Here is a 21,201-nt window from a genome sequence, read left to right as displayed (position 1 = left end):
TCCCATCACCTCGCAGGTCTCGACCGGTGGGCTCGGCCTGTGGCGACCGGCGTGCGGTCATGGTCTGGTCCGGCGCTCGGCCGGCTCGCTTCGCGGCCGATCTCAACCGGAGCTCAACCGGTAATGGAACGTGATCCGTCCCCACTGCTCACCGGTGGAGCCGGGACCCAACGCTTCGAAGCGCCAGCCGCGCAATGCGGTCACGGCATTGGCGTCGAAGTCTTCGAAGCCCGACGTCTTCTCCACCAAGATGTTCTCCTTGATGTGACCGTCGGGTCGGACCACGAAGTAGAGACTCACGGTCGCCTCGACACCTTGCACCTCGGCCCAGTCCGGATAGGCCGGCGTCTGCTGCTGCAGGATGTTGCGATCCGCGATCGGACCGAGGAGCGAGGCGCCGGCGAGCTTCCGCACCTTGGCGTTGTCCACGTCCTGGGGTTTGGAGCGTTGGCTCTCGAAACTGGGCGCGCTCACGGTCGCCAGCTGCGGGAGCGACGTGGCCGGCAGGCCAGTGCCCGCCCGCGTCAAGGCCACGGGCCGCGTCCCACCGCCACCGCTCCCCGTCGCGCTGGAGCCGCCGGCACCCGTCCCACCGCCCGCGGTGCCGCTACCGCCGCGGCGCAGGCCGACGGCCGCGCCGGAGGGCGAGGTTCCAACTCCCGCCAGCTGCGAGCCCGCCATGGGAATCGCCATGGGGGCCGCAATGGGGCTCACCGGACCGCTGTGTGCTTCGCGTTGCATCGAGGCCATCCGGGCATTGAGCACGTCCTGCAAGCTCCGCGAGGTCTGCAACGCCGGCGCCTGTTCCGAACGGGTGAGGGTGCGCTCGAACTGGTGCTCTTCCACTGGGTGCGGCCGTGTCGCCTGGGTGCTCGGAGCCGCGGCTTCCGCCGCGGCCGCTGCCGGCGGCGGTGAGGCCGGACCTGGAGGAGGCGACGCCGGCTTCAAGCTCGACGGGTCGATCCAGGCGATCTCGGTCAGCGTCGGCCCTTCGGCCAGGACCATGGGTCGGAGCGCCAGCCAGGTGAGCAGGATGAGATGCACCAGGAAGCTGGTGATCTGCGCCCGCCGGGTCTGCACCGAGATGAACCGGTGCTCCTGTCGTGCCGCGATGGCACTCACTGCCGTTCCTCCGTCTTCGGCGATGCCGCCACCGCCATGCGTTGAGCGCCGGCGCCACGCACCCGGGCGAGGATGTCGGCCACCTGGGCGTACTGCACGCCGCGATCGGCGCGCACGACGACGAGGGTTCCCTCGCCGGTCCCCTGCAAGCGGCTGTGGAGCTCGTTGTCGAAGCGGGCGAACTCCACCATGTCGTCGTCGATGGCCAGCTCTCCCGACCTCCCCAGGGTGACGGTGAGCCGGCTCTGGCTCTCGATGCCGCGGGTGCGCGCCTGCGGCACCTCCACATCGATGTTGGCGACCGAGAGCATGGGCATGGTCATCATCAGGATGACGACCAGCGTCAGCGCCACGTCGATGATCGGCGTGACGTTGATCTTGGCCATCGGCACCTTTGGTTTCACGATGAGCGCGCCCATGTTACCTCCCGAGCACGGCGATCTCGCTGGCACCAGCGCACTTGGTCACGTCCAGGACCTCGACGAAGGTGCCGTGGGTGATGCCGTCGGCACAGGACAAGAGCACCTGGCGTTCGGCGCTGCGCTCGAGCAGCGGCTGCAAGGCATAGGTCAGGTTCTCCCGCCCCACCATGCGCCGGTTGATCCGCACGCTGTCGTCGGAGACGACGGCGATCTCGATGAACTCGTGCTTCTCCACCTGCTTGGCCTTCTGGGCCCGGGCTTCCGCCTGGTTCACCCCGATGCTGGCCTCGAAGGCGAGCGGCGCCGCCAGCAACAGAATGACCACGAGCACCAGGGAGACGTCGATGAGCGGCGTCATGTTGATGCTGAGATCGTCCGACTTCGGCAGCGACTTCTGGAACACGATGTTCTCCCATTCGAGCTGTGAGCTCTGCAAAACCTACCGTTCAGGCACCGGCTCCCACCGGGTGCCGCGTCGTCGCCCCCTCGGGGACGTGGCGGCCCGATACCGAGTGCTCGCCGGCCGCAGCACGCAGGCTGCGCGTGTGATTCTCCGCCACCGTCAACATGACGTTCATCTGGCGGGCGAAGTGGTTGTGGAACATGAGGGCCGGCACGGCAACGACGAGACCCGTGGCCGTGGTGATCAGCGCCTCGGCGATCCCTGCCGCCACCACGGAAGGCGACGACGAGCCGGACATGGCCATGTCATGGAAGGCGCGCATGATGCCCCACACGGTGCCCAAGAGGCCGATGAGGGGCGCGGCGCCAGCCATGGTTCCCAGGAAGCCCATGTTGCGCTCCAAGAGCAGGCGTTGTTCCGACAGGGACACCTGCATCTTTTCTTCCACTTCCTGCGCCGGCAGCCCGCGCTGCTCCAGGACCTGCGCCGCCACCGAACCCATGGGATGGCCGGTCTTGCGGCAGGCCCAGATGGCCTCCTTGACCTCGCCGGCACGCAGGCGCGTCATCGCCGTGGCCAGCGTCTCGTCCGGGTTGCCCCGCCGCTTCCAGTAGTAGTACAGGCGCTCGAGCACGACGCCCGTGGTCAGCACGCTGCACGCCAGGAGGCAGAGCATCGTGGGGCTCGTGCCGATGATTTGAAGCCAGTCGAACGACATCATGGTGCGGACTCCTTCCCTCTACGGAACTGCGGCTTCGAGCTGGGCAACGCGCTCCTTCGCGGCTGCCACCATCTCCGCGTCCTTGGCATTGCGGACGAGGTCGCGGTACGCTGCCAGCGCACCCTTGAAGTTGCCCTTCTCCTCGTGCAGCGTCGCCAGACGCACCACGGCGGAGAGACGGAAGGCGTCGGACTTGTCCGATGCCTGCATGGCCTTCTGGTACGAGGCCACGGCAGCGTCCGCCTGGCCTTCCTGCTCGCGGCAAGCGCCCATGCGGTAGTAGAGCTCGACAGCGAGCTTCGCCGGGGGTCCGCCGGCCAGAGCCTTCTGGTACTCCTCCAAGGCCTGGCCACAGTGGCCCGCCTTCTCATGCAGGTCGCCGAGCTGGTAGGCCACGTCGATGCTGCGAGGATCCCCGGGATGCTCGGTGCGGTAGCGCTCCAAAGAGGTGCGGGCCGCTTCCGTGTCGCCCAGCACGCGCTGGCAGAGCGCCAGGTTGTAGAGGCAGGCCGTCCTGGTTTCGGCGTTGGCTTTTTCGCTGTCCAAGACGCCGGTGAACTGCACCGCGGCGCGCATGTGGTCGCCGGCCTGGAAGTCCAGCATCCCGAGGCGGAACTGTGCCGTCGGCCGCAGCTCGCTCTCGGGGAAGAACATGAGGAACTGGTCGTAGCCGCGCCGCGCCTCGTCGGTCTGCTGGTTCTGCTCGGCGGCGTCGGCCATGAGGAAGTGCGCTTGATCGGCGGCGGTGAAGCCAGGGAACTGGGTCACCACGCGGCGGAAGCCCTCGATGGCCTCGGCCCAGCGTTTCGCCTCGTAATGGTGCATGGCGATGCGGAACTGGGCGTCGGCGGCGAAGGAGCTGGTCGGGTACTGCTCCACCAGCTGCGCCAAGGTGGCGATGCCGCCCTTGTCCTGACCGAGGCGGTAGAGAGCGAGCTCGCTGCCGCGGGCCGCTTCCTTCGCCATGACGGTACCGGGGTAACGCTGGCCGACCTCGGAGAATTCCTGCAAGGCTTCACCGTCGCGGCCGGCGTTGTAGTCGCACTGCGCCAGGCGCAGGTGCGCGAGCGCCGCCGCCTGGCTCTCGGCGAAGTTCTCCAGCAACCCTTGGTAGCAGCGCTTGGCATCGGCGTAGTGCTCGGCGCGGAAGTAGAGGTCTCCGACCCGCGCCCAGGCGCGTTCGGCGATCTCCGACTTCGGCGCTTCCTTCACCAGCATCTCCCAACGATCCACGGCGTCGCCGTTGCGGTCGAGCCGCGTGTAGGCGACGCCCGCCTGGTAGAGAGCCAGTTGGCGGCCGGAGTGACCGGCGAAGCGTTTCAGGTAATCGTCGTAGGCCGCCGCCGCCTCGGCGTATTTCTTGGAATTGAAGAGCACGTGCGCCTTGTTGAGGTAGGCGCTGCCCAGGAAATCGGCGTTGCCCGTGGCGGCGTAGCGCACCAGCATGCGCTGCTCCGTCTCGATGGCGAGGGCGTCCTTGCCCTGCTGCGCGTAGGTCCAAGCCAGCAACCGGTTGGCGTGCAGCGCCACGGCGTGGTCCGGGAACTCCTGCACCAGCTTGCTGAGCGTGCCCTGGGCCTCGTCGTGCCGGCCCATGGCGGCCAGCGCGTCGGCGTCGATGAGCAGCGCGTAGGCGCGCCAGCTGGAACGGCTCGGCGGCATCTGCTGCAGCGTCATGTGCGGCGCCCCGGAGAGCTGCCCCAGGTCCCCGGCCTTGTGGTAGCAGAGCTCCAAGAGACAGAGCGCCGCTTCCACCAGCTCTTGATGTTCCGGCGAAGCGAAGACCAGCACCGCCGCATCCTTCGGACGCTGGGCGTAACGGTCGAGCACGAGCTGGAAGTAGGGCGCCGCGATCAACGGCTTGCCCTGCTCCATGAGACCCACACCGGCCAGGTAGGCCGCTGCCGGCGACTCCGCTTCCAAGGGATAGCCGCGGACGACGGCCTGGTAGGCGCTCGTCGCCTCGGCCTTGCGGTTGAGCGCGTCCAAGCAGCGGCCGACCCGATACTGGGCCGTCGCCGCCAAGGCATGTTCGAAATAGGTGGTGAGGAGTCGGTTGTACTCGACGATGGCGGGCTCGTACTGCTGCTGCGAGTACGCCACCTCGCCGAGGAGGTACTGGGCGCGAGCGGCGAAGCCCGTGCCGGGGTACTTCGCCACCACGCCTTGCAGCTCGCTGCTGCCGGTTGCGGTGTCGCCATCCAGCACCAGAGCCCCGGCGCGGCGCAGCTCGGCCTCGGCGCGCAGGTCCGGCGTCTGCACCCGTTCCGCCACGCGGCGGAATTCTTCCGCGGCGCTGCGGAACGCCTTGCTCTCCAGGAACGAGTTGGCCTTGGCGAGCATGGCGTGCTCGCGGAGCGGCGACTCGGGGTAGCGGTCCACGACTTCCTGATAGTGGGCCGCCGCCTTGAGACGAGCGCCGAGAGCTGCCTGACACAGTGCCCGCAAGTAGGTGGGCCCGGCGCCGCTCTGCGTTCCGAGAGCGGCGAGAGCCTCGTTGTACCTCTGGTTCAGATAGTGGAGCGTCGCATCGGCCAGGACGACGCGCGGATCCTTCTGCAGATGCGGCCGCTGCTTCACCAACTCCGCCAGCGTCCTCGCCGCTTCCTCCAGGGCCATGCGGCGGATGGCGTTCCAGGTCCGCGCCAGCCGCACTTCCGGAAGGAGCGAGCTCTGCGGGTAGCGTTTCTCCCACTTCGCCCATTCCTTGGCGGCCTCGGCATCCTGGCCCTTGGCCTCCAGCGCTTGGATGCGCGCCATGCCGGCATCGTCGGCGAAGACGCCGCCGGACTTCTCCGCCTCGCCGAAGTACTGCGAGGCCCGAGCGTAGTCGTGGCGACCGTACTGGACCTCGCCGGCGAGCAGCTGCGCCGCCAGCCGTCGATCCCCGCTGAGCCCGCCGCGTTGCGCCTGGCTCAGGGCCTGCTCGACATCGGCCAGCGCGGCTTCCCGCTCTGCGGGGGCGCGCAGCGGCACCTGCTCGAGCTGCATCCCCACTTCTGCCAGTGTCGCCGGGCGGGTCGAAACCTCTTCGCCGCCCTGGGTGAGGGCCGGTGCGGCGACGAGAAGCGCCACCACACCGGCGACCTGCATCGACCTCATGGCTCCGCTCCCTTTCACGGCTGGACTTCGACCGGCACCGAGCCCTGCGGCCCGCCGGTGGAGATCTCGACGCTGCGCATGCGGCTCAGGACCTCGCGACCGTCGGCATCCGTGACCACCATGTGGTAGCGATAGACGCCATCCGCGAGCGGCATGCCGAATTCGTCCTTGCCGTCCCACATGACGTGGGCCGGGGGCACGCCCTTGCCACCGAAGCTGCGCACCACTTGATTGGAGGCGCTCAGGATCTCGAGCTTCCAGTCACGCGCGTCCGACTTGGTGTGCGACTCCAGCTGGATCTTGGTGACCGACTGCTGGCCCGTCGGCGAGAACACCGGCGGGTCGGCGACGGAGCTGGCGAAGAAACCGCCGAACTTGTAGGAGATTCCGAAGCGGTGCGTCATGCCCAGCTCGTGGTCGGAAACGCCGTAATCGAAGCGCATTCCCGACGCCAGGCGGTAGCTGAAGCCACCGGTGGCATAGGCCTCGTTGTAGCCCAGGCGCAGCGCCATGGTCGGATGCACCCAGAACTCGGTGCCGGCGTGCATGGTGGCGCCGGGGCCATCGCGGGAATCGACTTCCGCCGCGATGGTGCCGCGGCCGCCGAGGACGCGGAGTGCCACGCCGCCGCGCACCTCGGTGGGATAGGTTTCCTGCAATTCGCGCAGCTGCAGGCTCGGCCCGCCGACGTTGAGCAGCGAGACGCCGACCCGCACCTGCCGCGTGACATCGGCCATGGCTCCCAGGTCCATGCCGAAGCCGGCGGCATCGAAGTCCTCCAGGGACTGGCGCGCCACCTTGAAGTTGGCGCCGAAGGAGAGACGGGGCGAGATGGCTTTCGAAGCCGTGAGCAGCACCGCCATCTCCCCGGAGTCGAAGGTGCCCAGGTTCTCGTTGAGCTCGCTCGTCCGTTCGAAATCACCGGACGAGAGGGACACCACCGTGATCCCGAAGCTGGGGATGCGCTTCGCCGGCAATGCGAAGCTGAAGCCGTTCATCGAGGTACTCTCGAACAACCGCGACATCTCCAGGTGCACCTCGTTTTGATCGAGGAGCGCCAGACCTGCGGGGTTCCAGAGCACGCCCATGGGCTCGTTCATCGCGGCTACGAAGGCGCCGCCGTATCCGACCGAGCGGGCCCCGGCGTAGCGCGACAGCCAATCTCCGGGCGCACCGTTGCTCTGTTCCTGGGCCCGCGCTTGCAGCGCGGCTCCGAGGATCGCGACCAGGCCCAGAGCTAGACCACGGCCGCACTGCGTGGAACGTGCGTGGCGATGCATGTCTCCTCCGTTCAGTGCACGACCGCGATCTTGCGGTGCATCTTGTGCAAGGTCTCACCGACGCCTTCGGCGTTGATGATGAGCAGGTAACCACCGCTGGCGACGAACTCGCCCTTGCCGTTCTTCCCATCCCAGACGAACTCGTTCAGGCCCGCCTGGCCGCCCGGAGAACCCAGGGGGAACTCCTTGCGCAGCACCAGGCCGCCGGCCAAGGTGTAGACCTCGAGCTTGACGTTGGCGTTGTCATCCAGCTTGTAGGCGATCGTGGTCGGCGCCTCCTTCGGATGGAACGGATTCGGGTAGCTGGTGATGTGGCCGCCCGGGGCGTCCGGATCCACGAAGGCGGTCTGGATGTCATAATCCGTGATGAAGCCGGCGCTCCGCGCCCGCAGCTTCGTCACCGCCGGCTGGCGCCCGCTGTGAAAGTCCGCCTGCGCCCTGCCGGCGGCGTCGGTGACCGCATCCACCGGGTTCGTTCCCGCCAGTTCGAGGCTGTCGATGGGCGCGATCTCCCCGGGCCCGCTCACGAGCTCGAAGGTCACCGGGCGGCCGGGGACGCCGTTGCCGTAGAAGTCGAGCAGATCGGCGTTCACAGCGGCGTGCTTGTTCCCCTGCACCCAGGTCGGCGCGCTCGACAGCAAGAGCTGCGTCGGCGGGCCGGGCAGGATGGTCACCGCCTCGGTGCGGGCGATGTTGCCCGCCTCGTCCCGCACCTCGAGCACGATGGGCTCGGCGAAGGTATAGGTCTCCGGCACCAGCTCGATTCCCTGCGTGACCTGGAAGCCGGTGCGGGCCAGGACGCCGCGCCCGGCGTCGCCGCTCGAGGCGTGCCGCACGCTCACGTCCACGTTGCTGCTGAGATCCACGATGACCGAGCCCGCGTCGTTCACGATCTTGACCGTGAGCACGAACTGCTCGCCGGCCTGGTAGGTGTCGGGACTGGTATTGGCGCCGACGAAGGCCTCCAGATGCACGCCGGTCTCGTCCACCGGGAACTCGGTGAAGTTGCTCGGCATGGACGGCTGATCGACGCTGGAAACGATGAGCTTCTGGAAACCGCCGCTCGACATGCGCAGGAACAGGTCGACGCAGCTCTCTGGCGTGCCGTTGCCGTCGCAGTCGTCGGTGAGCTGGTAGTCATAGGGCAAGTAGTGCTCGACATTGTCCACGACGACACGGGCCAGGGGATCGGTCGAGGTGATGCGCACCCGATCGCTCGCCCCGGACACCGGGTTGAACCAGCTGTCGGTGGCGTGCACCGTCGCCCTGAAGGTGAAGTTGATGGACTGCTCCGGACCCGGATTCGGGTACTGGCCGTTCGGCGTCCCGGGGGCGAGCGACTGCCCGTCCACGGTGATGACGACGCGGGAGTACGGACCGCCCTCGACCGGGATCGGACTCGACGTGTGTGCCGTGATACTGCCCTGCGACACGTCATCGGCCGTGATCGTCTGCAGGCCAGCGCGGAACAGGCGCACCGGGAGCAGGAGCTCGCCATTGGCGAGCGTGGTCTCCGCCGGCATGGCGGCGAAGAGGTCGGTGGAGGTCAGGCTGATGCGGTCGCCGATGCCGGGAACGCGGTTCCAGAACTGGTCGACGGCGCGAATCTGCACCGTGAAGGTGGCGCCGGCTTGCTGGGTGGAAGGCACACCGGAGACGCCGGTCGGCGTTCCGCCCTGCGCCGTCTGCCCGGCGGGCACCACTTGCAAACCGGTGAACGGCCCGGGCAGGACCTCGAAGCTGTTGCTCGTGCCCGTCTTGGGCGGCGCACCGAAGTCCGAGCAGGTGAAGGACACGGCACCGCCGGCTCCGCGGAAGGTGATGCTGCCGTTCCAGAGGCCGCTAGCGAAGACAATGGCCGTCGGCGTGATGCTCTGCGGGCCGGTGTTCGCGGTCAGGATGGCGTCACCGTTATAGGTCGGGATGGTGTTCCCCGTGGCGTCGGTGGCGCGAATCTGCACCGGCACCGAGGTGCCGGCGGTGACCGGACCGGTCACCGGGTCGATCACGAAATGATGCGCCGCGCTCGGGATCACCTGGATGCCGGCGCTCGTCATCCCCTGGATCGAACCGTTCGTCTGGTCCGTGACCGTGAGGGTCTGCGTGCCCACGGTGCCGAGGGACAAGGTGAACTGGCGGAAGCCGTTGGTGAGCGCGCCCGTCACCGGCGTGCTGGCGGCGGGGTCGCTGGAGGCAATACGCACCGTGTCGGCGCTGTACAAAGGATTCCAGTACTGATCGGTGGCGTACACCTCGACTACGAAGTTCTGCGCCGCCCCCTGGGTCGCCGGGTCGCCAGAGAGGCCGCTCACGCTGCCGGGCCAGGGGTCCTGGCCGGGCACGACGATCTGCACGCGGGAGAAGGTTCCCGGATGCACCGTGAACGGGTCGCTCGTGCCGTTGACCGCCGGCTCATTGGACAGATAAGCGTAGATGTTGACGTTGCCGCGGTTGATCGCGGTCTCGTCGGCGCGGTAGAGCCGCACGTTCCCCGACCAGGTACCGTTCGTCATTGTGATCTGGCTGGGCTCGATGCGGCCGATGCCGAAGCTGGTGAGCTCCTGCAGGTTCACCGTGCTCGAGAAGCCCGGGACGGGACTCCCGGAGGGGTCGACGGCATGGAAGGAAATGGGCATGTCCACGCCGGCGTACTGGTTCTTCTGGTTGATGCGGGTGAACTCGAAGCCATGCACCAGCATGGCGGAGAACGGGGACGAGGTCGCCACCGGAATGGTGTTGTCCGTCTGGTCGGTGGCCGAGATCGTGAAGGAGCCGGCGGCATTGATGGTGACCGCGAGCGTTCGCGTTCCCGCCTGCAGCGCCGTCGCCGCCGGCAGGCTCGCGGTGGCATCGGTACTCGTGAGCCGCACGACGTCGGTGATCGAGGCCACCGTGTTCCAGGAGTCGTCGCAGGCGCTGACGCGCACGTCGAAGGGGATGCCGACCACTTGCGACGCCGGCGTCCCGAACTTCCCTGTCGCGGTCCCTGGGGCCGCACTCTCACCCGGCAGCAATACCTGCAAGCGCGAGAAGCCCTGCGCGAAGCCGAGCGCCGGGTGCAACGGCAGCGACAGGACTGCACTCGTCACGATCAGGAACTTGATGAGACTTCGTTGCACTGCTCCCACCCTCTCTGGGCCTTCACGCGCAGCGATAACGGTCGCATCGGATACGGCGAGTGAACGCGAGATGCGACTGCTCCTGCGTGGTGGTGTTCGACACAGGCGCCGGATATCAGGACTCGTGCCAGGCGGTAAAAACCACGGCGTTAAATTCCGACACCCTGCGGGGTTTGCCGCGCCGCTTTCCAGAGGCGTGGCGCTCGAGGCGGCGGACAGTGCGGTGGAGCCGCGACGTTCCAGGTGACGGCGCCGGCGGCGCGGCGCTTCCCGCCGCGACCCTGTCAGCGCGTCGGGCAGGGGTGTGCAAGATGCATGGAGCGAAAGCGAAGACGCCCGCGACACCTGCACTCGAGCGGCGTCGCGGGCGTGAGGAGGAAACCTGCGAGACCTAGCGGAACATCCAGCCCACGGTGAACTTGAGATCCGGGCTGTCGACGACGCCGATCCGCATTTCGGCGAAGAAGCCGCCGCCCTTGGTCACCGTCTGCATGCCGCCGATGATCCCGAGGCCCACTTCCATCTGATCGTCGAACTGGTCGTGGTCGGCCAGGTGCAGGGCTGGACCACCGCCCATATAGGGGTGCCAGGTGCCCGCATGGGCGGAGAAGACGTACTTGAAGTCGAAGTTCCCGGAGAAGAGGGTGGTGTCGTCCCCGACCCCCGCTTCGAAGCTCGCCATGAACCCCAAATGCGGCGTCATACGCAGCGTCGGCAGGTGCAAGCCCATGTGCACCTGGTCCGGATCCGAGGTCAAACCGAAGCGCGGTCCGAAGCCTTGGGCCCAGGACGCGCTAGCGCCGGCGAGCAGGACGGCGATCACGATGGCCGCCTGCATCCCATGGGTTTTCTTCCACACGATCATGGCCTCCCTTCACTCCCTGGTCCTGGCTCGAGTCGCTCGGTCTGCAAGGGACACGCCGAAACGCCCTGGGGCACCAGCGCGCCTTTTGCGCCGCGCGGACCGGCGAGCGCGATTGCAAGGCGTCACGCCGATCGGCCCGCGACTCTCGCCCGACTTCTCAACCTCCCTCTCGAACTTGTTGCTTCTTCTCGATCTTGGCCCACGAGTCCTTCAAACCCACGGTGCGGTTGAACACGAGCTGCCCGGGCCGCGAGTCGGGATCGACGACGAAGTAGCCCTGGCGCAGGAACTGGAAGCTCTTCCCCGGCGCGGCGGCCGCCAACGACGCCTCGACCTTGCAGCCCCTCTGCGTGACGAGGGACTCCGGGTTGAGCAATCCTTCCAGGCCCTCTTCGCCGCTCGCCGCCATCGGGTCGGGGACGGTGAAGAGCGTCTCGTAGAGCCGCACCTCCGCGTCCAGGGCGCTCGCCGCCTCCACCCAATGCACCGTGCCCTGCACGCGCCGGTCGGTGGCCGCACCGCTCTTGGTGGCCGGATCGTAGGTGCAGCGCAACTCGACGATCTCGCCGCTCTGCGGGTCCTGGACGGCGCGCTCGCAGCGGATGAAGTAAGCGTGCTTGAGGCGCACCTCCCGCCCCGGGGCCAGCCGGTAGAACTTGGGCGGCGGCTCCAGGCGGAAATCGTCGCGTTCGATGTAGAGCACGCGCCCGAAGCGTAGCTGGCGTGTTCCCGCCTCCGGAACTCCCGGGTTGTTGTCGGCGTCGACCGCCTCGAAGCGGTCCTCCGGGTAGTTCTCCAGCACGACACGGAGCGGCCGGAGCACTGCCATGACGCGCTGGGCGAGGCGGTTGAGGTCCTCCCGCAGGTGGTATTCCAGGAGCGTCAGGTCCACCAAGTTGTTGCGCTTGGCGATGCCGACGCGCTCGCAGAAGGCCCGGATGGACTCGGGGAGGTAACCACGCCGCCGCAGACCCGCGAGCGTCGGCAGGCGCGGATCGTCCCAGCCGCGCACCACGCCCTTTTGCACCAGGCCGAGGAGGAAGCGCTTGCTCATCACCGTATGGCTCAGGTTGAGACGGGCGAACTCGATCTGCTGCGGCCGATGCGGCACCCGCACCGCCTCCAGGAACCAGTCGTAGAGCTCGCGGTTGTTCTCGAACTCCAGGGTGCAAAGCGAGTGGGTCACGCCCTCGACGGAATCCGAGAGGCAGTGGGCGAAATCGTACATGGGATAGATGTTCCAGGCGCTCCCGGTGCGATGGTGCGCCGCGCGCCGGATACGATAGATGAGAGGGTCCCGCATCTTCATATTGGGAGACGCCATGTCGATCTTGGCGCGGAGCACGTAGGCGCCGTCGGGGAAATCACCGCGCCGCATGCCCTCCAGGAGCTCCAGACTCTCCGCCATAGGACGTTCACGGTCTCGGCTCTCCCGCCCCGACTCGGTGACGGTGCCGCGGTCGCGGCGGATCTCCTCCTCGCTGGAGCTGTCCACGTAGGCTTTCTCTTCCTGCACCAACTGCACGGCATAGCGGTACATCGTCTCGTAGTAGTCCGAAGCGTGGTACAGGTGCTTACCCCAGTCGAAGCCGAGCCAGTGCACGTCGCGCTGGATGGCGTCGACATACTCGGGGTCCTCCTTGAGCGGGTTGGTGTCGTCGAAGCGCAGATGGCAGCGGCCGCCGAACTCATCGGCGAGGCCGAAGTTGAGGCAAATGGACTTGGCGTGGCCGATGTGCAAGTAGCCGTTCGGCTCCGGCGGGAAACGCGTGACGACGCTCCCCCCGTGCTTGCCGGCGGCCACATCGGCGCGGACGATGGCGCGGATGAAGTCCGGCGCTTCGGCGTCGGGGGCGAGGCCAGGCGCGTGCTTGGTCTCCGACTTCGTCTCCGCCGGTTCGGTTCCGGAGCGCTTCGTCCCGGACGACTTCGTCTCCGCCGGCTCGCTTCCGGCGGGCCTCGTCCCGGACGGCTTGGTCTCGGGGCGGGTCATGCGCGGCCCTCCTCGGGGGGTGGTGGCTCCGGAACGAGAGGCGGCATCTCTGCCTTCGAGCCACGGTGCAGCGGCAGGGAGTCCCGGAACACCTCGCCGTAGATATCCCAGATGGTGACGAAGAGCGCCATCAGGATCGGGCCTACCAGAAGCCCGGCCAAGCCGAAGAGGAAGAGGCCGCCGAGTGTGCCGAAGAAGATGAGGAGATCGTGCATCTGCGTGTCCCGCCCGACGAGACGCGGGCGGAGAAAGTTGTCCAGCGTCCCGACGACTCCGGCGCCGATGACGACGAGCACCAGACCGCGACCGGTGTGATGGGTGGCGAACAAGTAGATGGCGGCAGGGATCCAGACGAAGGCCGTTCCGACACCGGGGATCATGGCGCCCACCACAGCCAGCGTCCCCCAGAAAAGCGCCCCCTGGATGCCGAGGAGCGCCAGGGTGAGACCGATGAGCGTCCCCTGCAGGAGGGCGATGACGAAGGTGCCCTTCAACATCGCCTTGCCGACGGAAACGAACTTGCCCAGCATGACCTGCTCGTCGCGGTCGCTCAAGGGGAGGTAATAGAGGATCCGCTTCAGGACACCGGCGCCGTCCTTGAGAAAGAAGAAGAGGGAATAGAGGAAAACCACAAGTTGGAAAACGAACTGCACCGTCCCGACCGTGAGGCTCGAGAGCTTGGAGACGACGATGCGGCTCGCTCCTGCCAGGACCTGGCTGCTACGCGCCGCCAGCTCCTGGGAGTTGGCTTCGACCTGCGCCGCAAAAGGCAGCTTGCGCAGGAAATCCAGGCTCACCGTCCCGGCTCGCACTCCTTGCACCCAATCCACCGCTTTCTGGCTCACCTCGTAAGCCTGGGTCGCAACGAGCCCCAGGACGCTCAGCAACGGCAGCAGAACCACGGAGAGGAAGACCAGCAGCGTCGCCATCGAGGCCAGGCCGGTGCGGGCGCGGAAGAGCCGTAGGAGGAAGCGGTGGAGCGGCTGCACCACCCCGGCCATGATGGCGGCCATGAGGATCGTGAGGAGAAACGGCCGCAGCATCAGGACGATGGCGGTCGAGATCCCCAGAACCAGGAGGACGACGAATGCCTTCTGGAAGCGGTCCTTCTCCATCCCCCGACAGTAACAGCGCCGCGGACGGGGTTCCAATGCTGGATCCCCGGAGGCACGCTCGGGGTGGCCCGGAGGCGCACTTCGAGTAAAGCCTGAAGTCGATGCTTCTAGATCATTATAAGGAGGCCTATTTCGACCGCGCGAGCTGCCGTGACACGGGTCTTTGCCTACGGGCCCACCCTCGCGGTACGGGACCCAGCGTGCCGGCCAGACGCCGCGTCGCCGCCTCGATTCCCACACCGCGGGTGTCGCAGGTGATCTGCGCCTGGGCATAGAGGGGCTCTCTTGCCGCCAGCAGAGCCCGCAGTTCCTGCATGGCAGCCGGCTTCCCTTGCATGGGTCGACGGTCCCCCTGTCGCACCACGCGCTCCCAATGCTCCTCCGGTGTCGCGCGCAGCCAGACGGTGAGGCAGCGCTGGCGAAGGAGCGCGAAGGTCGAAGGCGCGGTCACGATGCCGCCCCCGGTGGCGAGGACACCACCTTCCCGGCGGCGGAGAAAGCGCCGCAGCGCCTCGAACTCCAACTCCCGATAGCGAGCCGGGCCGAGGAGATCGAAGACCTGTTCGAGTCGCAGACCTGCCGCCTCCTCCACCAGGTCGTCGAGCTCGAAGAAACCGACCCGCAGCCGCCGCGCCAGACGCCGGCCGACGCTGCTCTTACCCGCACCGCGCAGGCCGAGAAGCGCCACCACGGGTCGTGCGCCGGGGAAGCGCGAGGCCAGCCACGCCTGCACTTCCCGCATCTCCTCCGCCGAGCGCTCTTCGAGGCGCGCGAGAACGGCGCGCCGCAGTGCGTCGCGGCGCTGCTCCGGCGCTCCCGGTGCTGCCACGCCGTCGCCGTTCAGGACCTCTGCCCATTGCAGGCCGAGGGCCAGGAGGAGGTTGCGCAGGCGCAGGATGGAGATGTTGCCCTTGCCGGCCTCGAGAGCGGCGAGATAGCGCTCCGAGAGCTGGGCCCGCGCGGCGAGCTGCCGGCGGCTCTCGCCGCGGGCCTCGCGCGCCTGCCGTACCTTCCGGCCAAGGCTGCCGAGAAGATCCTGGTCTGTCGGCGGCGGGGTCGCATGCGAGCTCATGCGTTGCATTATATTGCAGCATCGACGCCCATGCAACCGAGGCATGTTTGCAGTATGATGCAGCTTCGTTCCCGCCGCTCCTAAGGTCCTCGCCGACCTCGCGAGCCTCGGGGTGCCTGGAGAAACGATGCCAACGCTCGGTTTCGAAACCCATCCGGACCGTTACAAGCACTGGCGGCTGCAGGTGGACGGCCCCGTCGCCCGTCTCGTTCTCGACGTGCAGGAGAACGAGCCGTTCCGTCCAGGTTATGTCCTCAAACTCAACTCCTACGATCTCGGCGTGGACATCGAGCTGGCCGATGCGGTGCAGCGCCTGCGTTTCGAGCATCCCGAAGTGGGTGCGGTGGTGATCACCAGCGGCAAGGACCGCGTCTTCAGCGCCGGCGCCAACATCCACATGCTCGCCGGCGCGTCGCACGCCTTCAAGGTGAACTTCTGCAAGTTCACCAACGAGACGCGCCTCGCCCTCGAGGACGCGAGCGCCCACAGCGGCCAGAAGTACATCGCCGCCTGCAACGGCACCACGGCCGGCGGCGGCTACGAGCTGGCCCTCGCCTGCGACGAAATCCTTCTCGTGGATGATGGGAACTCCGCGGTGAGCCTCCCGGAGGTGCCGCTCCTCGGCGTTCTCCCCGGGACCGGCGGCCTCACCCGCGTCGTCGACAAGCGCCAGGTACGGCGTGATCGGGCCGACATCTTCTCCACCTTGAGCGAAGGCATCCGCGGCCAGCGCGCCGTCGACTGGCGCCTCGTAGATGCCGTGGTGCCACGGAGCCGCTTCGACGCCGCCGTCGCCGAGCGCGCCCACGCACTGGCCGGGCTCACCCCCCGACCCACGGGCCCGGGCATCGTGCTGCCGCCGCTCGAGGTCGACCGCACCGCCGATGTCTGGCGCTACCGCCATCTCGAAGTGCACTTCGACCGGCCGCGCCGCCAGGCGCGCCTCGTCGTCCAGGGTCCCAAGGAGGCCCCGCCGGCGAGCGCCGCGGCGCTGCGTCAACGCGGCGCCTCTGCCTGGTTGCTCGCCCTCTGCCGCGAGCTGGACGATGCGCTTTGCCACCTGCGCTTCGACGAGGAGACCTGCGGCCTCGTGCTCCTCGAAACCGCGGGCGATTACGAAGCCGTCCTCGCCTGGGATCGCGCTCTCTTCGCTTGGCGCGACGATTGGTTCGCGCGGGAAATCCTCCTGCTCGCCGCGCGCACTCTCCGCCGCCTCGATCTCACGGCGCGGAGCTTCTTCGCTCTCGCCCAGCCGGGCTCGTGCTTCGCCGGGTCGCTCCTCGAGCTGGCACTGGCGGCGGACCGCACCTACGCCCTCGACGATGCGGCGGTGCGCTTCGCGACCAGCCCGCTCAACGCCGGCGCCTATCCCATGACCCATGGCTTGAGCCGCCTCGCGGCACGCTGGCTGCACGCGCCGGAGCGGGTGGAAGCGATCCTCGCCGGCGGACCCTACGACGCCGCCGCGGCCGAGGCCGCCGGTATCGTCACCGTCGTGGCCGACGAACTGGACTGGGACGACGAGGTGCGGGTGGCGACCGAGGAACGGGCGAGCCTTTCTCCCGACGCGCTCACCGGGATGGAGGCGTCGCTCCGCTACCCGGGGGCGGAGAACATGGCGAGCAAGGTCTTCGGCCGTCTCACGGCCTGGCAGAACTGGGTCTTCCAGCGTCCGAACGCCGTGGGCGAGCGCGGGGCGCTCAAGCTGTACGGTCGGCCCGAGCGGCCGAGCTTCGATTGGGGAAGAATCGGATGATGGACTCGCACGCCAAGATCCCGAACAACGTCAACCTGTCGGAAGATCCGAAGCTGCAGCGGGCGCTGGAGAAGTGGCTGCCGGACTTCCAGCGCTGGTGGCTGGAGATGGGCCCCGAGGGCTTCCAGGGGCAGGAGGTCTACCTGCGCACCGCCATCGCCGTGGACGCCAAGGGCTGGGCACACTTCGATCACGTCAAGATGCCGGACTACCGCTGGGGGATCTTCCTGGCCGAACAGGAGGGCGAGCGTCGCATCGGCTTCGGCGATTTCGCCGGGCAACCGGCGTGGCAGGAGGTGCCGGGGGAGCTCCGCGGCTACCTGCGCCGTCTCATCGTCACCCAGGGCGACACCGAGCCCGCCAGCGTCGAGCAGCAGCGCCAGCTCGGGAGCACGGCGCCCAGCCTCTACGACCTGCGCAATCTCTTCCAAGTCAATGTCGAGGAAGGCCGGCACCTGTGGGCGATGGTGTACCTGCTGCAGCGCTACTTCGGCCGCGACGGCCGCGAGGAGGCCGACGCGCTCCTGGAACGCCGCAGCGGCAACCCCGACAAGCCGCGCATCCTCGGCGCCTTCAATGCGCCCATCCGTGATTGGCTCTCCTTCTACATGTTCACCATGTTCACCGACCGGGACGGCAAGTACCAGCTGCTGGCGCTGGCGGAGAGCGGCTTCGAGCCGCTGGCGCGGACGACGCGCTTCATGCTCACCGAGGAAGCGCACCACATGTTCGTCGGCGAGACCGGCGTCCGCCGCGTGGTGCAACGCTCGGCGGAGCTGCTGCGCCAGGACCCGAACGGGGACGTCCGCGCCCAGGGGGGGATCGATCTGGAGACGATCCAGAAATACATCCACCTCTGGTATTCCCTGTCAGCGGACCTCTTCGGTGGCGAGATTTCCACCAACGCCGCCGATTACTTCGCCAGCGGTCTCAAGGGCCGCTACCAGGAGGAGCTGGAGGAGGACCACCGGGCCCTGGACGGGACCTACCGCATGTCGGTGCCCGACGGCGAACGCTTGCGCGAACAGGACGTGCCGCTCCGGAACGCGATGAACGAGATCCTCCGTGACCGCTACATCGACGACTGCCAGCGCGGCGTGGATCGCTGGAATGTGAGCCTCGAGAAGGCGGGCTTGGACTACCGCTTCCGCCTCCCCAGCCGGCGCTTCCACCGCCACGTGGGCCTCTATGCCGGCCATCACTACAGCCCCGAGGGCGACCCCCTCACGGCGGCGGAATGGGAGGCCCGGCGCGAGACCTGGCTGCCCTCGGCCGCCGACCTCGAGTACGTGGCCAGCCTCATGCGCCCCGTGCACGAGCGCGGCAAGATCTCCCAGTGGGTGGCTCCCCCGCCCAAGGGGATCCACGGCAAGCCCTTCGACTTCGAGTACGTCCGGCTCTGACCGAGCGGTCTTCTGAGCCGGCCCCAGGCCGGGCACCGGACCCCAACGGGCCACCCCCAGGGGGGGCTAGCGGACCCTTGCGTCCCCGGGGGCGAATCTGCAACATACCGATCCGCAGCCGGCATGGCCTGCTGGGATTCGTGCTCTATGGGAGGAGGATCGACATGAGCCCCGAACTCCGCGATCAGGAGTCCGGATGGAATGCAGAGCGTCCACGACTCGCCACCGAAGACGAGTGGGAAGACGATGACTTCGATGACGACGAGGATGAGGACGATGACGATGCCGACTTCGACGACGAGGAATACGACGAGTACGACGATTACGAAGAAGCTGAAGAAACCAGCGAACGCAAGAAGCACCACGACGAAGAAGAATACTGAAATCTGAGTCCACCTAGACAGACAGGCAGTTCCGCGCGGCGCGGCTGTGCTGACGCGTCATTCCCGGAGGCGGTATGCCTGCCATCGACATTCGGCAGGTGAGCAAGCGCTTCGGGACTTTCACCGCCGTCGATGACCTGACGCTCACCGTCCCCGCGGGGTGCGTGCAGGGGTTTCTCGGCCCCAACGGCGCTGGCAAGACCACCACGCTGCGCATGGTGATGAACATCTTCGCTCCCGACTCGGGCACCATCCACGTGCTCGGCGAGCGCATGAGCGAACCCCTCAAGAAACGCATTGGCTACCTCCCGGAAGAACGCGGGCTCTACCGCAAGATGCGGGTGCTGGAGATGCTCGTCTTCTTCGCCGCCTTGAAGGGGCTGCCGGAGCGCGAAGGGCGGCGGCGCGCCCAGGACTGGCTGCAGCGCTTCGGCCTCGAGGCCTGGGGCCGGCGCTTCGTCCGCGACCTCTCCAAGGGCATGCAGCAGAAGGTGGGCTTCATCGCCACGATGCTGCACGATCCTGAGTTGGTGGTGCTCGACGAGCCCTTCTCCGGTCTCGATCCGGTCAACCTCGAGTTCGTCCGTGACGTGATCCTCGATCTCAAGCGCCGGGGCCGCACGGTGGTGTTCTCCACCCACCAGATGGACGAGGCCGAGAAGCTCTGCGACCGCATCTTCATGATCCTGGCGGGGCGCAAGGTGCTGGACGGCAGCCTCGACGAGGTGCGCACCGGCCGCGACCAGGTGGCGCTGGTGGAATACCGCGGCGAGGGCGGCTTCCTGCAACGCGATGCGGACGTGCTCCGCGTCAACGACTACGGCCAATACAGCGAGATCAGCTTGCGGCCGGGGGCCGAGCCCTCGGCGCTACTGCGCCGGATGGCGGAGCGCCTGCAGGTGCTGCGCTTCGAGCTGCGCCAGCCGACGCTGCACGAGATCTTCGTGCGCACCGTGCGTGACGGCGGCGGCGATGTCGAGGGGCTGGTCGGCACGAGCCGGGAAAGGGTGGGCGGATGAGCCGCAACATCCTTCTAGTGGCGCGCCGGGAGTATCTCTCCCACGTGCGCACGCGCAGCTTCATTCTCGGCGTGCTGCTGACGCCCGTCCTCATTGCCTTCGCCGTCGGGTTGAACCACGTGATGGAGAAGGCGGCACGCAAGGCGGGCAAGCCCTTTGCGATCGTGGATCTGAGCACACCGGCGCCGCCGCCCGCGCTCCCCGGCCTCGAGCGGCCCGAAGCCGGCCGTTTCGAGGGCACGCCGCCCGGGAGCGATCTCGGCCGGCGGCTGGAGAAGAGCTGGGAGGGTGCCGCACGCTGGCGTTTGGAGGCGGTGCTGCGCCCCGGCGCCGCGGAGGCGCCGGCGCTGCTGGATTCGCTCTCCCGACGCACTCGGGATGGCGAGCTCGAAGGCTTCGCTGTGCTGCGCGGCGATCTGGTCGCCGGCGACGGCAAGATGCAATGGTACACGCGCAACGTCGCCAACGTGGACTTGAAGAAGGCGCTGGCGAACGACTTGCGCGAGCTGGTGCGCCTCGACCGCACCGTGTGGCACGGCGTCAGCGAGTCGACCCTGGCGGCGATCCAGGCGCCGGTCTTGGACGAGCGCGACGTGGATGTCTCGGGTCGTAGCACCGGCGACGCTACCTCCAGGGAGGCGGCGTCGTTCATCCCCATGATCTTCGTCTACGCGCTCCTCATCGGCATCTCGGCGCAGGCGCAGTCGCTGCTCACCTCCACCATCGAGGAAAAATCCAACCGTCTGGTGGAAGTGCTGCTCAGCTCCATCAGCCCCTGGGAGCTCATGGCGGGCAAGATCGTCGGCCTCGTGGCGGCGACGCTCACCCTCATGGCCCTCTGGACCGTTGCCGGCGCCTACATGGTGCACCGCCAGGGCTGGGAGCACCTGGTGCGGAACGAGATGTTCGCCTGGTTCCTGGTGTACCTGATGGTGACGATCTCCTTCTACAGCACCTTCATCGCCGCCATCGGCTCGGCGGTGACGGAGCTCAAGGAAGCGCAGAATCTGATGCTGCCGGTGTGGATCTGCCTCATGATTCCCATGTTCCTCATGTTCTTCGTCGGCCAGCACCCGGACCTGTGGTGGGTCCGCGTCCTCACCTACGTCCCCTTCTTCACCCCCTTCCTGATGATGAACCGGCTGGCGAGCGCCGTGCCCCCGGGCCCGGTGGAGATCGCCGCCAGCCTCGTCCTCATGGTCTTCTCTTGCTGGGGAGCCACCTATCTCGCGGCCCGCGTTTTCCGCGTTGGCATCCTGCTCTACGGCAAGCCGGCGAATCCGCGGGAGCTCTGGCGCTGGATGCGGGCGGGCTAGGGTCGCGTCGTGCTACGGGACCGGCGCGGGCTGGACGTGCCGGACGGACGCTAGCCTGACGGGCTCGCTTTCGCCTCGAGGGCGCGGCGGAGCTGCACCAACTGTCCCAG

General features: G+C 67.8%; 16 protein-coding genes. 5 read left to right on the top strand and 11 right to left on the bottom strand.

Annotated elements, in window-relative coordinates:
* Positions 1-102 precede the first annotated feature (102 nt).
* From VFE28_08915 to VFE28_08865, 11 genes are all read right to left on the bottom strand, one after another.
* Entirely contained in the window at positions 103-1,122 is a 1,020-nt protein-coding gene (locus VFE28_08915) for an energy transducer TonB (protein ID HZM16108.1), read from the bottom strand.
* Positions 1,119-1,541 (bottom strand): biopolymer transporter ExbD, encoded by a 423-nt coding sequence (locus tag VFE28_08910; GenBank protein ID HZM16107.1) that lies wholly within the window; start codon positions 1,539-1,541, stop codon positions 1,119-1,121. The genes VFE28_08915 and VFE28_08910 overlap by 4 nt, the downstream gene beginning before the upstream one ends.
* Before the next feature lies 1 nt (position 1,542).
* Positions 1,543-1,947: a biopolymer transporter ExbD gene (locus VFE28_08905; GenBank protein HZM16106.1), complete on the bottom strand. Its 405-nt coding sequence runs from the start codon at positions 1,945-1,947 to the stop codon at positions 1,543-1,545.
* Positions 1,948-1,990: 43 nt separating this feature from the next.
* On the bottom strand, positions 1,991-2,668 hold the full coding sequence (locus tag VFE28_08900) for a MotA/TolQ/ExbB proton channel family protein (GenBank protein HZM16105.1): 678 nt from the start codon (positions 2,666-2,668) through the stop codon (positions 1,991-1,993).
* 18 nt (positions 2,669-2,686) lie between these two features.
* Positions 2,687-5,770 carry a tetratricopeptide repeat protein gene (locus tag VFE28_08895; protein HZM16104.1) on the bottom strand — a complete coding sequence of 1,028 codons (3,084 nt, stop codon included), beginning with the start codon at positions 5,768-5,770 and terminating at the stop codon, positions 2,687-2,689.
* A 14-nt stretch (positions 5,771-5,784) separates the two neighbouring features.
* Positions 5,785-7,050, bottom strand: a complete 1,266-nt coding sequence (locus VFE28_08890) for a PorV/PorQ family protein (GenBank protein ID HZM16103.1) — start codon at positions 7,048-7,050, stop codon at positions 5,785-5,787.
* An 11-nt stretch (positions 7,051-7,061) separates the two neighbouring features.
* Positions 7,062-10,169: a FlgD immunoglobulin-like domain containing protein gene (locus tag VFE28_08885; GenBank protein ID HZM16102.1), complete on the bottom strand. Its 3,108-nt coding sequence runs from the start codon at positions 10,167-10,169 to the stop codon at positions 7,062-7,064.
* Positions 10,170-10,560: 391 nt separating this feature from the next.
* Entirely contained in the window at positions 10,561-11,034 is a 474-nt protein-coding gene (locus VFE28_08880; protein ID HZM16101.1) for a hypothetical protein, read from the bottom strand.
* Between the two features lie 157 nt (positions 11,035-11,191).
* The gene (locus tag VFE28_08875; GenBank protein ID HZM16100.1) at positions 11,192-13,027 is read right to left on the bottom strand and encodes a glutamine--tRNA ligase/YqeY domain fusion protein; all 1,836 of its coding nucleotides are present in this window, start codon (positions 13,025-13,027) and stop codon (positions 11,192-11,194) included.
* Entirely contained in the window at positions 13,024-14,178 is a 1,155-nt protein-coding gene (locus VFE28_08870; protein ID HZM16099.1) for an AI-2E family transporter, read from the bottom strand. The genes VFE28_08875 and VFE28_08870 overlap by 4 nt, the downstream gene beginning before the upstream one ends.
* 91 nt (positions 14,179-14,269) lie before the next feature.
* The gene (locus VFE28_08865) at positions 14,270-15,214 is read right to left on the bottom strand and encodes a shikimate kinase (protein ID HZM16098.1); all 945 of its coding nucleotides are present in this window, start codon (positions 15,212-15,214) and stop codon (positions 14,270-14,272) included.
* A gap of 127 nt (positions 15,215-15,341) precedes the next feature.
* On the opposite strand from VFE28_08865, the gene boxC reads away from it, so the two are divergent.
* The 5 genes from boxC to VFE28_08840 all read left to right on the top strand — a co-directional run bounded on the left by boxC (position 15,342) and on the right by VFE28_08840 (position 21,091).
* Positions 15,342-16,970 carry a 2,3-epoxybenzoyl-CoA dihydrolase gene (boxC, locus tag VFE28_08860; protein HZM16097.1) on the top strand — a complete coding sequence of 543 codons (1,629 nt, stop codon included), beginning with the start codon at positions 15,342-15,344 and terminating at the stop codon, positions 16,968-16,970.
* A complete protein-coding gene (boxB, locus tag VFE28_08855; protein ID HZM16096.1) occupies positions 16,967-18,373 on the top strand; it encodes a benzoyl-CoA 2,3-epoxidase subunit BoxB in 1,407 nt (468 codons plus the stop codon). The genes boxC and boxB overlap by 4 nt, the downstream gene beginning before the upstream one ends.
* Positions 18,374-18,537: 164 nt before the next feature.
* Positions 18,538-18,756 (top strand): hypothetical protein, encoded by a 219-nt coding sequence (locus VFE28_08850; GenBank protein HZM16095.1) that lies wholly within the window; start codon positions 18,538-18,540, stop codon positions 18,754-18,756.
* A gap of 74 nt (positions 18,757-18,830) precedes the next feature.
* Positions 18,831-19,775, top strand: a complete 945-nt coding sequence (locus VFE28_08845; GenBank protein HZM16094.1) for an ATP-binding cassette domain-containing protein — start codon at positions 18,831-18,833, stop codon at positions 19,773-19,775.
* Complete coding sequence (locus VFE28_08840) at positions 19,772-21,091, top strand: ABC transporter permease (GenBank protein HZM16093.1); 1,320 nt, start codon at positions 19,772-19,774, stop codon at positions 21,089-21,091. Before VFE28_08845 ends, VFE28_08840 begins: the two co-directional genes overlap by 4 nt.
* The last annotated feature ends 110 nt before the right edge of the window (positions 21,092-21,201 follow it).

It is taken from the genome of Candidatus Krumholzibacteriia bacterium (assembly GCA_035649275.1).
In the GTDB taxonomy this organism is placed as follows: domain Bacteria; phylum Krumholzibacteriota; class Krumholzibacteriia.
The sequence above is the reverse complement of the archived record's forward strand: the minus strand, read 5'-3'. Positions and strand labels throughout refer to the sequence as shown.